This window comes from Thioclava sp. 'Guangxiensis', assembly GCF_045348365.1.
In the GTDB taxonomy this organism is placed as follows: Bacteria; Pseudomonadota; Alphaproteobacteria; order Rhodobacterales; family Rhodobacteraceae; genus Thioclava; species Thioclava kandeliae.
On record NZ_CP155822.1, the window covers coordinates 574523 to 589063 of the forward strand.

The following is a 14541-nucleotide window of genomic DNA, read 5'->3' on the forward strand; positions in this document are numbered from 1 at the left end:
AAGCCCGAGGGGATGGGCGGCGTATAGGCTCTTGCCCCGCCCTTGTCAACTCGGACGATGTTACCCTGCGGGACTGTCCGTTTTGTCTGCTGCGGCCTTGCCTTCACGATAGTCCGTGCCGAGCTTCAGCATGCCCCAGAGCGCCCATGCGATTGTCAGCGAGATAAGGGCCGCAAAGGTCACATCCGACAGGAAATGCCGCCCCGTCACGACCCGCTGGGCCAGAACGAAAACCGACAGGGCCCACGCGATGCCGGTCGCCCATCCCTGCCCGCGCGGCCCGCACCAGCGTTTGGCCACAAACCAGACCGCCAGCGACAGAATCACGACCGCCGCCCCCTCGCCCGAGACAAAAGAGCAGTTGCGCGAGCACTGGTCGGCAAAGTGCCATGCGGGGGTGAAGAGATGCTCGCCGCCGAAATCGACAGTGCTAGCGGGACGAGCGCGGCCGGAATAGGTCTTGAAAAGCCCGTTCACAAGAATGACGGAGCCGAGGAAATAGCCCAGCGTGATCCACGCCCAATCCCGCAAACCCAGCCGCAAGACGGGCTTGCGCAGCACCGCACAGACCGGAACCATCACCAGCGAGACCAGCGCAAGGATCACCGACAGGTTCCAGATGCGTTGGCGCAGGAATTCGAGCACGGGGTCCAGCCAGCCGGCGGTGAACCCCTCCCCCGCCGTGTAGAAGAGGCCCGACACCCAGAGATCGAACCGGGGCGCCGCCTCGAAGAGGCAGACGGCCACCGCCCATGCGCCCAACAGCCAGAACCCTGCTCCACGATAGGATTCAATGCGCATAGAGACACTCCGCATTCACCGTCCAGGCTTTCACGTCATAGCGGGTCCAGTAGCCACCACGCGGCAGATCACGGGTCTCGCTCGGGCTGCAGCCCTCGGGCAGATCGCGATCCACCAGAACCACCTGCCCCAGCCCGGCGGGCATCGGGAACATCTGCTCGTAATAGCTGCCCGGACGGCCTTTGGACGGAACGGCATAGACCGGCACATCGCCATCGCGGTTCTGGTAGAAGAGATCCGCCAGGATATCGCGGTTTTCCGAAACGACCGGCAGGCCCGTCTCATGCCCGATCGCGAGAGCGGCGTGGCTCAGTTCGGCCCGCCCCAGATAGCGCTGCAGAAGCGGCTTGCCATCAATCACCGGCCACGGTGCCAACACGGTCAGCAGAGGCAGAAGGATACAGGGGATCAGGTTGATCGCCAGCGAGATCCGGCGCATACGCGGGCCAAGGACCGACACCGCAAGGATGGTCCCCGCGAAATAGGCGCCCACCGCCCAATTGGCATAGGCCCGGTCCAGAAGCGCCTGCACCAGCACCACTGCAAGCGCGGGCACCGACAGGAAGGCAAGCCCCGCCCGTGCGGAGGTGCCGCCGCGCAGATACCCCCACAGAAGCGCCACCATGGCAACCGGACCGAACACCCCGAACTGGCTGGCAAAGAACGTGCCCAGCGAGGCCCAGTTCAGATGTGCGCCCGTGCGGACCCAGCCCGCATTATCCATCGTGTGTTCGACCGTGGTCAGATCGTGGGTCAGGTTCCAGATCACATTTGGCGCGATCATCAGCCCGAAGGCCACCAGCATCAGCACGGCATTGCGCCAACCGGGACGGAAATCACGCAGGAACAACGCCGCCAGAAGCGCGCCGGGGATCAGATAGATCGCAGCATATTTCGCCATGAACCCCGCCCCTGCGCAGAGCCCTGCCAGAATGGCACTTCCTGCGCCGCGGGTCTGGCAGGTCTTCACGAAGAACAGGATCGCACCCGCAAAGAAGGGCGCCATGACCGTATCGGTCGAGATCAACAGCGATCCCAGCGCCACAAAGGGCAGCGTGACATAGGTCAGCGCCGTCCAGAACGCGGTGCGCGCATCGAAGAGCCGCGCCGCGGTCAGCCCCAGAACCAGAGCCGTGATCCCATGCAGCACCGATCCGGGCATCCTCACCCAGAAGGGGCTCGAACTGCCCGCCAGATCGGTCACGGCCCGGATCAGCCAGCCGATCAGTGGCGGTTTGGAATAATATCCGAAGTCGAAATTCTGGCCCCAGAACCAGTATTGCGTCTCGTCGACGAACAGCTCGGCCTTGTTGAAGGCCAGCGCCACCAGCCGCAGCGCCGTAATCAGCGCAACGATAGCAAAGGCTTGCGGTAGCCAGCCGCGTTCAGGCGTTCCGACGACGTTTCGCATAGATCAACCACAGATTCCGGGAATAGATCACCACGCCGAGCGACTGGCCCAGCACAAAGACGGGATCATGACGATAGATCGCGTAGGAGAGCAGCATCACCCCGCCCAAGAGCGAGAAATACCAAAAGGTCACCGGCATCACCGAATCCTGAGCCTTCTCGGACGCGATCCACTGGACCAGAAACCGCGCGGTAAACATCAGCTGCGCGGCAAGACCGAACAGGACCCATGCCAGCTCGGTGCCGTTATCGACATGGAACAGCTTCAACAGATGATCGATCATTGCGTCTCCTCCGCAACGGAAACTTCAGTCGGGCGAGCGGTCTTCTTACGCTTGAGAAGCCATGCGACGCCGCACAGATCGACAATTCCCACCATCGCCCGTTGGAAATTATTATAATTCGACTGTCCACCCAGACGTGCACGGTGCGTCACATCCACCAGAATGATTTTCAGCCCATCGCGCTTGAAGAGCGCGGGCAGATAGCGGTGCATATGGTTGAAGAAGGGCAGCGCCATGAACGCCTCACGGCGGAAGGCCTTGAGGCCGCAACCGGTATCGCGCGTGCCATCCTGCAGCACCCGCGCCCGCAAACCATTGGCGAATTTCGAGGCATAACGCTTGGACCATGTGTCCTGACGCCCGACCCGCTGCCCGGCCACAAGAGACGCTTGCGGATCGTTCAGTAGGGCATCCACCAGCTTCGGGATATTCTCGGGCGGGTTCTGGCCATCGCCATCAAGTGTGCAGCAGATTGCCCCGCGCGCGGCCAGCACGCCGCTATGGACCGCGGCACTCTGTCCGCCGGATCGGTCATTGGCCAGAAGGCGCAGACGGTGATCCACCGCCAGACGCTCGGTCAGGATACGCCGCGTGGCATCGGTCGAGCCGTCATCGATCACGATCACCTCGTAATCGTATCGCGCATCGCAGAAAGAGTGAATCTCCTCCACCAGCGCGGCGATGTTCTCGGCTTCGTTCTTAGCGGGAATTATTATTGTTAGCTCTGTCATCTACCGCAGCATTCGTCTCGTATCTGGGTTGTGCCACACCCTCGTAACAACGGGGCGACAGCGATCTCGTCGTGGATTCGCCCTGTGTCTAGCCGTCTGGCGGCGCTGGGGCTAGACACTTTAACGACAAAGGGCCCCGCTATTATAGCGGAGCCCCTTATTTCTTTCAGTCAGACGCGTCTTAGTCGCGGCTTTCCGGCGTTTCGACAACACCGAAATCGGCACCGGTATCGGTGTCGGCCGGTGCGGCAAGAGCCACGGCTTGTTCGGCCTCGGCGCGCTTGGCCTCGATCACGACGCTGTCGCGCTCGGTCGCCACACGACGGACCTGGCTGGTTGCCCCACCAGTCCCCGCCGGGATCAGACGACCCACGATAACGTTCTCTTTCAGGCCGACCAGCTTGTCGCGCTTACCTTGGACAGACGCCTCGGTAAGAACGCGGGTGGTCTCCTGGAAGGATGCCGCCGAGATGAACGAACGGGTCTGCAGCGAGGCCTTGGTGATCCCCAGAAGGACAGGCTCGCCATGTGCCGGACGTGCACCGCGTGCAAGCGCCTTGGCATTGACCTCTTCGAACTCGACCTTGTCGACATGCTCGCCCTTGAGCAGCGTGGTCTCGCCCGAATCCAGCACCTCGATCTTCTGCAGCATCTGGCGCACGATCACTTCGATATGCTTATCGTTGATCTTCACGCCTTGCAGACGATAGACGTCCTGCACCTCGTTGATGAGATACTCGGCCAGTGCCTCGATCCCCATGATGCGCAGGATGTCATGCGGTGCGGGGTTCCCGTCCATGATGTAGTCACCCTTCTGCACGAAGTCGCCTTCCTGCACCGGGATGTGCTTGCCTTTCGGCACCATGTATTCGACGGGCTCCAGACCTTCGTCGCGCGGGTCGATCGCGATGCGGCGCTTGTTCTTGTAGTCTTTCCCAAAGCGCACATAGCCATCGATCTCGGCAATGATCGCGTGATCCTTCGGACGGCGTGCCTCGAAGAGTTCGGCAACACGCGGCAGACCACCGGTGATGTCCTTCGTCTTCGCGCCTTCACGCGGGATACGCGCAACCACGTCACCTGCACGGACGTCCTGCCCCTCTTCGACCGACAGAATTGCGTCGACCGACATCGGGTAGGTCACCGGGTGGCCCATATCGTTACGGACGGGTTCGCCATTCGCATCAACGATGATGATCTCCGGTTTCAGGTCCTTCGCACGGGCGGAGGAGCGCCAGTCCGACACGATCTTCTGTGTCATACCGGTCGCGTCATCGGTGTCCTCGCGCAGCGAGATACCCGCGAGCAGGTCCACCAATTTGGCCTTACCGGCCTTCTCGGCGATGATCGGCAGGGTATAGGGGTCCCATTCGAACAGCTTGGTGCCGCGTTTGACGCTTTCGCCCTCTTTCACGAAGACATGGGTACCGTAACCGACCTTGTGGCTGGCCAGCTCCTCGCCATGATCGTTGACGATCACGATCTGCATGTTCCGGCCCATGATGATCTGCTCACCATTGGCGTTTTCAAGCAGCGACGGGTTGCGGAACTCGATCTTACCCTCTTGGCTTGCCTCGAGGAAGGATTGCGAGCCACCCTGTGCGACGCCGCCGATGTGGAAGGTCCGCATCGTCAGCTGGGTACCGGGTTCACCGATGGACTGGGCCGCGATGATACCGACAGCCTCGCCCTGGTTCACCATGGTGCCGCGCGCAAGGTCACGACCGTAGCAGAGTGCGCAGACGCCCTCATCGGCCTCACAGGTCAGAGCCGAACGGATACGGATCGACTGGACGCCAGCCTGTTCGATCTGGTCGGCTTTACGCTCGTCGATCAGCTCGTTACGGCGCACCAGCACCTCGTCGGAGCCCGGAACCAGAACGTCATCTGCAGCCACACGGCCCAGAACACGCTCGGATAGCGGTGCCACGACCTCACCGTCATTGACGGCGGCCGATGCGGTGATCGCGTTCTCGGTGCCACAATCATGCGCACGCACGATGCAGTCCTGAGCCACGTCCACCAGACGACGGGTAAGATACCCCGAGTTTGCCGTCTTCAACGCGGTATCCGACAGACCCTTACGGGCGCCGTGGGTCGAGTTGAAGTATTCAAGAACGGTCAGACCTTCCTTGAAGTTCGAGATGATCGGCGTCTCGATGATCTCGCCGTTCGGCTTGGCCATCAGGCCGCGCATCCCGCCCAGCTGCTTCATCTGCGTGACCGAGCCCCGTGCACCGGAGTGGGCCATCATATAGACAGAGTTCGGTTCCATTTCGGCGCCGTTCTCGTCGAACTTGGACGCAGAGATGGTCGACATCATGGCTTCGGTGACCTGATCGTTACATTTCGACCACGCATCGACAACCTTGTTGTACTTCTCGCCCTGAGTGATCAGGCCGTCCATATACTGCTGTTCGAAGTCCTTGACCTGATCGCGCACGTCATTGACGATTTCCCACTTGCTATCGGGGATAACCATATCGTCCTTGCCGAACGAGATACCTGCCTTGAACGCTTCCTTGAAGCCCATCGACATGATCTGGTCGCAGAAGATCACCGACTCTTTCTGGCCGCAATAACGGTAGACGGTGTCGATGACGTTCTGAACGTCTTTCTTCCGCAGCAGACGGTTCACCAGATCGAAGGGTGCCTTCGCGTTCAGCGGCAGGAGCGCGCCAAGACGCAGACGGCCCGGCGTGGTCTCGAAGCGGATGAACACCTCGTTGCCGGTTTCGTCGATCTGTTTCACACGGGCGTGGATCTTGGCGTGCAGATGCAACTCGCCTGCATTCAGCGCGTGCTCCATTTCCTCGATCGAGCCGAAGACCATGCCTTCGCCCTTCATGCCCTTACGCTGCATGGTGAGGTAGTAGAGCCCCAAGATCATATCCTGCGACGGAACGATGATCGGTGCGCCGTTCGCGGGCGACAGAACGTTGTTCGTCGACATCATCAGGACGCGCGCTTCCAGCTGGGCCTCGAGGCTCAGCGGAACGTGCACAGCCATCTGGTCACCGTCGAAGTCGGCGTTGAAGGCCGAGCAGACGAGCGGGTGCAGCTGGATGGCCTTACCTTCGATCAGCGTCGGTTCGAACGCCTGGAAGCCCAGACGGTGCAGCGTCGGTGCGCGGTTCAGGAAGACCGGATGCTCGCGGATCACCTCGTCGAGGATATCCCAGACTTCCGGACGCTCTTTTTCAACGAGCTTCTTCGCCTGTTTCACGGTGCTCGACAGACCTTTGGCCTCGAGACGCGAATAGATGAAGGGCTTGAAGAGTTCGAGCGCCATCTTCTTGGGCAGGCCACACTGGTGCAGCTTGAGCTCCGGACCGGTCACGATAACCGAACGGCCCGAGAAATCGACGCGCTTACCGAGCAAGTTCTGACGGAAGCGACCCTGCTTACCTTTAAGCATGTCCGAAAGCGATTTCAGCGGGCGACGGTTGGTGCCCGTGATCACGCGGCCACGACGGCCGTTATCGAACAGTGCATCGACCGATTCCTGCAGCATACGCTTTTCGTTACGCACGATGATATCGGGCGCACGCAGTTCGATCAGACGCTTCAAACGGTTGTTCCGGTTGATGACGCGGCGATACAGATCGTTCAGATCCGAGGTCGCGAAACGGCCACCATCGAGCGGAACGAGCGGACGCAGTTCCGGCGGGATCACCGGAAGAACGGTCAGCACCATCCATTCGGGACGGTTGCCCGACTCGAGGAAGGATTCAACGATCTTCAGACGCTTGATGATCTTCTTCGGTTTCAGCTCGCCGGTCGCTTCTTTCAGCTCCTCGCGCAGGGTCTCTGCGGTGGCTTCCAGATCGATCCCTGCCAGCATCTCGCGGATCGCTTCAGCGCCGATATTGGCGGTGAAGGCGTCTGCGCCATACTGGTCCTGCGCGTCGAGATACTCTTCTTCGGTCATCAGCTGGCCATACATCAGGTCGGTCAGACCCGGCTCGATGACAACGTAGTTTTCGAAGTAGAGGATGCGCTCGAGATCGCGCAGCGTCATGTCCAGCATCAGACCGATGCGCGAGGGCAACGATTTGAGGAACCAGATATGGGCGCAGGGCGCGGCCAGCTCGATATGGCCCATACGCTCGCGACGGACCTTTTGCAGCGTGACTTCCACACCGCATTTCTCGCAGACAACGCCGCGATATTTCATACGCTTATATTTGCCGCACAGGCATTCGTAGTCTTTGATCGGGCCAAAGATACGCGCGCAGAACAGACCGTCACGCTCGGGTTTGAACGTGCGGTAGTTGATAGTTTCCGGCTTCTTGATCTCGCCATAGGACCACGAGAGGATCCGTTCGGGCGATGCCAGAGATACCTTGATCTCGTCAAACTGCTTGGGCTGTGCCAGCGGATTGAACGGATTGGTAGTGATTTCCTGGTTCATCTGAAAATCCTTGTTAGAGGGCAGCAGAGGCGGGGGAAGTAAGGGGGAAGCCCCCCTTACTCGTCATCCTCCGCATCCAGGAGTTCCATGTTGAGGCCAAGGCCCCGGACCTCTTTGACGAGAACGTTGAACGATTCCGGCACGCCGGCCTCGAAGTTGTCCTCACCTTTGACGATCGATTCATAGACCTTCGTCCGGCCTGCCACGTCATCCGACTTGACGGTGAGCATCTCTTGCAGGGTGTAGGCGGCGCCGTAAGCTTCCAGAGCCCAGACCTCCATCTCCCCGAGACGCTGACCACCGAACTGCGCCTTACCACCGAGCGGCTGCTGGGTGACGAGCGAGTACGGACCGGTCGAACGGGCGTGCATCTTGTCATCGACGAGGTGGTGAAGCTTCAGGAAGTATTTCACACCCACGGTGACCTTACGAGCAAACTGCTCACCGGTCCGACCGTCGAAGACCACCGACTGACCCGAAGTGTCGAAGCCTGCACGACGCAGGGCGTCGTTGATGTCTTCTTCCTTCGCACCATCGAAGACCGGCGTTGCAATCGGAACACCCGTGCGCACGGCTTCCGCCGATTCCACGAAGCGCTCGTCTTCCATTGCCGCGAACTCTTCCTCGTAGGTCTCGTCGCCATAGCCATAACGCATTGCGTCACGAACAGGCGTCAGATCGCCAGACTTGCGATAGTCTTTCAGCGCTTCGTCGATGCGAAGGCCCAGACCGCGCGATGCCCAACCCATATGGGTTTCAAGGATCTGACCGACGTTCATCCGCGAAGGCACGCCCAGCGGGTTCAGAACGAGGTCAACCGGCGTCCCATCCGCGAGGAAGGGCATATCTTCGGCCGGAACGACCTTCGAGACCACGCCTTTGTTCCCGTGGCGGCCTGCCATCTTGTCGCCTGCCTGAAGCTTGCGCTTCACAGCCACGAAGACCTTGACCATCTTCATTACGCCCGGAGGCAGATCGTCGCCCTGACGGACTTTCTCGACCTTGTCTTCGAAACGCAGATCCAGCGCCTTCTTCTGCGCCTCGAACTGATCGTTGAGTGCCTCGACTTCTTTCGCGTCGGCCTCATCTTCCAGTGCGAGCTGCCAGTATTGGCCGCGCGAGAGGGTTGCCAGAAGGTCAACAGTGATCTCGGAACCCGGCTTGACGCCTTTGGGACCCTTGACCGCCGTCTTGCCGATGATCAGCGAGCGCAGACGTGCGTAGATGTTCCGCTCGAGAATGACGAGTTCGTCGTCACGGTCGCGGGCCAGACGCTCGACTTCTTCACGCTCGATCTGCAGCGCACGTTCGTCTTTGTCCACACCATGACGGTTGAAGACGCGGACTTCCACGATGGTCCCATAGGCACCCGGCGGCAGACGCAGCGAAGTATCGCGCACGTCGGACGCTTTCTCACCGAAGATGGCGCGGAGGAGTTTCTCTTCCGGCGTCATCGGGCTCTCGCCCTTCGGCGTGATCTTACCCACAAGAATATCACCCGGGCCGACTTCGGCACCGATATAGACGATACCGGCTTCGTCGAGGTTGCGCAGGGCTTCCTCACCGACGTTCGGGATATCGCGGGTGATTTCTTCCGGACCAAGCTTCGTATCACGCGCCGCGACTTCGTATTCATCGATATGGATCGAGGTGAACACGTCGTCTTTGTGGATACGCTCGGAGATCAGGATCGAGTCTTCGTAGTTGTAGCCATTCCACGGCATGAAGGCCACGACCACGTTCCGGCCAATGGCCAGATCGCCGTGATCGGTGGAGGGACCGTCAGCAATGACCTGACCCTTCACGACCGCTTCGCCCACTTTCACCAGCGGGCGCTGGTTGATGGTCGAGGACTGGTTCGAACGCTTGAACTTGCGCAGACGGTAGATGTCGACGCCCGGATCGCCCGGCTCGAGGTCTTCGGTCGCACGGATAACGATACGCGCCGCATCGACCTGGTCGATGATGCCCGAACGGTCCGCCGAGATCGCAGCCCCCGAATCGCGTGCCACGGTCGCTTCCATACCGGTGCCCACGAAGGGTGCCTCGGCACGGATCAACGGCACGGCCTGACGTTGCATGTTCGCCCCCATCAGAGCGCGGTTGGCGTCGTCGTTTTCAAGGAACGGAATCAGTGCCGCACCGACCGAAACCAGCTGTTTCGGCGAAACGTCGATCAGGTCGACGGCTTCGTTCGGGTTGAGCATGAATTCGCCCGACTGACGGGTCGAAACGAGTTCGTTCTTGAAGCGCCCTTCCTCGTCGAGGTCGGCGTTGGCCTGAGCCACGGTGTGGCGCATCTCTTCGGTCGCCGACATATAGACCACGTCATCCGTGACCTTGCCGCCTTCAACCTTGCGATACGGGGTTTCGATGAAACCGTATTTGTTCACACGGGCGAAGGTTGCGAGCGAGTTGATCAGACCGATGTTCTGACCTTCCGGCGTCTCAATGGGACACATCCGGCCATAGTGGGTCGGGTGAACGTCGCGCACCTCGAAGCCTGCACGTTCGCGCGTCAGACCGCCCGGGCCGAGGGCCGAGAGACGACGCTTGTGCGTGACTTCCGAAAGCGGGTTGGTCTGGTCCATGAACTGCGACAGCTGCGAGGAGCCGAAGAATTCACGCACCGCTGCCGCTGCCGGTTTCGCGTTGATCAGATCCTGCGGCATGACCGTATCGATCTCGACCGAGGACATGCGTTCCTTGATCGCGCGTTCCATGCGCAGCAGACCGACGCGATACTGGTTTTCCATCAGCTCGCCGACAGACCGCACACGACGGTTACCGAGGTGGTCGATATCGTCGATCTCGCCTTTACCGTCGCGCAGCTCCACCAGACCCTTGATGCAGGCCACGATGTCTTCGTGACGCAGCGTGCGCTGGGTGTCCGGCGCATCAAGGTCGAGGCGCATGTTCATCTTCACGCGGCCAACAGCCGAGAGATCGTAGCGCTCACTATCGAAGAACATCGAATCGAAGAGATTCGACGCGGCTTCGACAGTCGGCGGCTCGCCCGGACGCATGACGCGATAGATATCCATGAGCGCGCCGTCGCGGCCCATGTTCTTGTCTGCGGCCAGCGTGTTGCGGATGTAGGGACCGACGTTGATGTTATCGATATCCAGCACCGGAATCTCGGTGATGCCGTTATCGATCAGCGTCTTGATCGACCCGCCCACGAGGTCGCCGTCACGGTCGTATTCTGCGGTCAGCTCGTCGCCTGCCTCGATATAGATGAAGCCGGTCTGGTCGTTGACGATGTCCTTCGCGCAGAAGCGGCCCAGAATGTGATCGAAAGGCACGAGCAGGTCGGTGACTTGACCTTCGTCCTTGATCTTCTTGACCATGCGCGGGGTCATCTTGTCGCCCGCTTTGCAGATAACCTCGCCCGAGTCCGCATCGACCAGATCGAAGGTCGGACGGGTTCCGCGAACGCGGTCGGGGAAGAACTTGGTGACCCAGCCCTGACGCCCCTTGGAGGTGTAGGAGACCGTGTCGTAATAGGCATCCATGATGCCTTCCTGATCCATGCCGAGCGCATAGAGCAGCGTCGTCACCGGAAGCTTCCGGCGGCGGTCGATCCGTGCGAACACGAGATCCTTGGCGTCGAATTCGAAGTCGAGCCACGAGCCGCGATAGGGAATGATGCGGCAGGCGAAAAGCAGCTTACCCGAGGAGTGCGTCTTGCCGCGGTCATGGTCGAAGAATACGCCCGGCGAACGGTGCATCTGGCTGACGATCACGCGCTCGGTGCCGTTCACGATGAACGTCCCGTTCTTGGTCATCAGGGGCATATCGCCCATGAACACGTCCTGTTCCTTGATGTCCTTCACGGAACGCGCACCGGTGTTCTCGTCGACATCGAACACGATGAGGCGCAGAGTGACCTTCAGCGGGGCGCTATAGGTCATATCGCGCTGCTGGCATTCCTCAACGTCGTATTTCGGCTTTTCGAGCTCGTATTTCACGAACTCCAGAATAGCGTTGTCATTGAAATCTTTGATCGGGAAGACCGATTGGAAGACCCCTTTGATGCCTTCGCCATCCAGATGACCTTCCCCTTCGCCGGAGCGCAGGAACAGGTCGTAGGATGCCTTTTGAACCTCGATGAGGTTCGGCATTTCGAGGACTTCGCGGATCTTACCATAGTAGCGGCGAATGCGCTTTTGACCAACGTAAGCTTGAGCCATGCTCGTCGTCACCTTTCGTCTTTTCGCGTGCGGCACTATGTCGGGGCCCATGGTGCGCGCCTGGCGATAAGGGGGGCGGCTCCATACCTGCCGACCGTCCCACCGGTCAGCTCCCGAGCCGCGAACGCCGCCTTGGAGAGCGCTTTATCAAAAAGCCCTCTCCGAGACAGGTTCGGCTGGGCCCGGAAACTCCGGACCCAGCCCAATCTCAAACTCGATGCGTGCGCACCGAACCCAATTACTTGAGTTCGATCTTTGCGCCTGCTTCTTCGAGCTTTTTCTTGATTTCTTCGGCTTCTGCTTTTGCAGCGCCTTCTTTGACTTTACCGCCGGCCTCAACGAGGTCTTTGGCTTCTTTCAGGCCGAGGCCGGTGATGCCGCGGACTTCTTTGATGACGTTGATTTTCTTGTCGCCTGCATCGACGAGGATCACGTCGAATTCGGTTTTCTCTTCAGCTGCTTCAGCAGCTGCTGCCGGGCCAGCCATCATGACGGCGCCACCGGCTGCCGGCTCGATGCCGTACTCGTCTTTCAGGATGGTTTTCAGCTCTTGTGCTTCCAGCAGCGTGAGAGCAACGATTTCTTCGGCGAGTTTTTTCAGATCAGCCATTTTACTCAGTTCCTAAGATTAGGGTTTGGTTTCCAACGTCGGACTTCAAGCCACGACGAAGGCCATAACAGTTTGCTTACGCAGCTTTCTCTTCGATGGTCGAGAGAATGCCCGCGATGTTCGAAGCAGGCGCGCCAATGGCACCGGCGATGTTCGAAGCGGGTGCACCCAGGCACGAAACGATCTGAGCGATAAGCTCTTCACGCGACGGCATGGCTGCCACGGCTTTAACACCGGCGACGTCAAGTGCATCATTCCCCATTGCGCCGCCGAGGATCGAGAGTTTCTCGTTCTTCTTGGCGTATTCCACGACCACTTTCGCCGCAGCGACCGGATCTTCGGAATAGGAGAGCACCGTCATGCCCGTGAGGTACTGAGCGATGCTTTCGCACGGCTTGTCCGCAAGGGCGATCTTGGCGAGCTTGTTCTTGGCAACGCGCACAGACCCGCCCGCTTCACGCATTTTCGCGCGCAGGTCCTGCATTTCAGCAACCGTCAGGCCTTCGTAGTGGGCAACCACCACGACGCCAGAGCTTTCGAAGATCTGGCCGAGTTCCTCGACCACTTTCTCTTTCTGGGCTCTATCCACAGTTACACTCCAAGTTGGGAGGTTTGACCCTCCGGCTCATTTTGCCGGGGCACTTGCCCCGACTCGGGGTCCGCAACGGTCCGTCCAAGATCACCTTTGGGGCTTCATGCAAAGCACCTAGGAAATCTGTCCTTCCCGCCTCAGGCAGGATTTACCAGGCTCGCGCCTCACCCACCGTCTCGGACGAATCGTTCCACCTTGACCAAGCGGTCAGCGGTGCAACAGGCTGCGTTCCTACACCTGAACGCAGCTTTTGTGAAGCCTTAATTTCTCAGCTCACGGATGTTTTCAAATAGAAAGGGCGGCCCGAGGACCGCCCTTCCCTATCCGATGCAACCCGGGCTTAGTTGCCGGTTGCCGAAGCGAGGTCTACCGATACGCCCGGACCCATGGTCGAGGAGATCGAGACTTTCTTCATGTAGTTGCCTTTGGCGCCCGCGGGCTTCGCTTTGGCAACTGCCTCGACGAATGCACGAACGTTCTGGACCAGTTGCTCTTCGGTGAAGGAGATCTTGCCGATACCGCCGTGGATTACACCGGCTTTCTCGACTTTGAACTGGACTTCGCCGCCCTTGGCTGCTTCCACGGCCGCTTTCACGTCCATGGTCACGGTGCCGACTTTGGGGTTCGGCATGAGGTTGCGCGGGCCGAGGATCTTGCCCAGACGACCGACGATCGGCATCATATCCGGGGTCGCGATGCAGCGATCGAATTCGATCTTGCCCGACTGGATGGTTTCCATCAGGTCTTCTGCGCCAACGATATCCGCGCCAGCTGCTTTGGCTTCGTCGGCTTTCGGGCCGCGAGCGAAGACAGCAACACGGACCGTTTTACCGGTGCCGTTCGGCAGCGAGACCACGCCGCGGACCATCTGGTCTGCGTGACGCGGGTCAACGCCGAGGTTCAGAGCGATTTCGAGCGTCTCGTCGAATTTCGCTTTTGCATTGGCTTTCACCAGTGCAACGGCGTCTTCAACCGAGATCAGTTCTTTGCCTGCGAATGCTTCGCGAGCGGCTTTGGTGCGTTTACCGAGCTTTGCCATGACTTAGCCTTTCACCTCGATACCGATCGACTTCGCGGAGCCGAGGATGATGTTCATCGCGCCTTCGATGTCGTTGGCGTTCAGATCAGACATTTTTGCTTCAGCAATCGCGCGCACTTGTGCGGCGGTGATGGTGCCAGCAACTTCACGACCCGGTGCAACCGAACCCTTCGGGCGGTTACGCTTGCCAACCGGCTTCAGGCCAGCGGCTTGCTTGATGAAGAAGGACGCAGTCGGTTGTTTCACTTCGAAGGTGAACGACTTGTCGGCATAGTAGGTGATGACCGTCGGGATCTTCGCCTGCTTGTCCATTTCCTGCGTCTTGGCGTTGAACGCCTTGCAGAATTCCATGATGTTGATGCCGCGCTGACCCAGTGCCGGGCCGACGGGCGGGGACGGGTTCGCGGAACCCGCTGCGATTTGCAGCTTCAGCTGCCCAATCACTTTCTTAGCCATTTGGCTTCTCC

10 protein-coding genes are annotated in these 14541 nt (G+C 59.8%); all 10 read right to left on the reverse strand.

The window, feature by feature from the left end:
• Nucleotides 1–60: 60 nt before the first annotated feature.
• Entirely contained in the window at nucleotides 61–801 is a 741-nt protein-coding gene (locus ABEB22_RS02825; protein WP_406870774.1) for a phosphatase PAP2 family protein, read from the reverse strand.
• Complete coding sequence (locus tag ABEB22_RS02830; RefSeq protein ID WP_406870775.1) at nucleotides 791–2212, reverse strand: ArnT family glycosyltransferase; 1422 nt, start codon at nucleotides 2210–2212, stop codon at nucleotides 791–793. The genes ABEB22_RS02825 and ABEB22_RS02830 overlap by 11 nt, the downstream gene beginning before the upstream one ends.
• Nucleotides 2187–2495, reverse strand: coding sequence for a lipid-A-disaccharide synthase N-terminal domain-containing protein (locus tag ABEB22_RS02835; RefSeq protein WP_339114364.1), 309 nt, complete (start codon nucleotides 2493–2495; stop codon nucleotides 2187–2189). Before ABEB22_RS02835 ends, ABEB22_RS02830 begins: the two co-directional genes overlap by 26 nt.
• Nucleotides 2492–3226 (reverse strand): glycosyltransferase family 2 protein, encoded by a 735-nt coding sequence (locus ABEB22_RS02840; protein ID WP_339114363.1) that lies wholly within the window; start codon nucleotides 3224–3226, stop codon nucleotides 2492–2494. Before ABEB22_RS02840 ends, ABEB22_RS02835 begins: the two co-directional genes overlap by 4 nt.
• A 181-nt stretch (nucleotides 3227–3407) precedes the next feature.
• Nucleotides 3408–7640, reverse strand: a complete 4233-nt coding sequence (rpoC, locus tag ABEB22_RS02845; RefSeq protein WP_339114362.1) for a DNA-directed RNA polymerase subunit beta' — start codon at nucleotides 7638–7640, stop codon at nucleotides 3408–3410.
• 56 nt (nucleotides 7641–7696) lie between these two features.
• Nucleotides 7697–11833, reverse strand: a complete 4137-nt coding sequence (gene rpoB / locus ABEB22_RS02850) for a DNA-directed RNA polymerase subunit beta (RefSeq protein ID WP_339114361.1) — start codon at nucleotides 11831–11833, stop codon at nucleotides 7697–7699.
• Between the two features lie 238 nt (nucleotides 11834–12071).
• The gene (gene rplL, locus ABEB22_RS02855) at nucleotides 12072–12443 is read right to left on the reverse strand and encodes a 50S ribosomal protein L7/L12 (protein WP_339114360.1); all 372 of its coding nucleotides are present in this window, start codon (nucleotides 12441–12443) and stop codon (nucleotides 12072–12074) included.
• A gap of 76 nt (nucleotides 12444–12519) precedes the next feature.
• Complete coding sequence (rplJ, locus tag ABEB22_RS02860) at nucleotides 12520–13032, reverse strand: 50S ribosomal protein L10 (RefSeq protein WP_339114359.1); 513 nt, start codon at nucleotides 13030–13032, stop codon at nucleotides 12520–12522.
• Between the two features lie 343 nt (nucleotides 13033–13375).
• Nucleotides 13376–14074, reverse strand: coding sequence for a 50S ribosomal protein L1 (rplA, locus tag ABEB22_RS02865; protein ID WP_406870776.1), 699 nt, complete (start codon nucleotides 14072–14074; stop codon nucleotides 13376–13378).
• Between the two features lie 3 nt (nucleotides 14075–14077).
• A complete protein-coding gene (gene rplK, locus ABEB22_RS02870) occupies nucleotides 14078–14530 on the reverse strand; it encodes a 50S ribosomal protein L11 (protein ID WP_339114357.1) in 453 nt (150 codons plus the stop codon).
• Nucleotides 14531–14541: the final 11 nt, after the last annotated feature.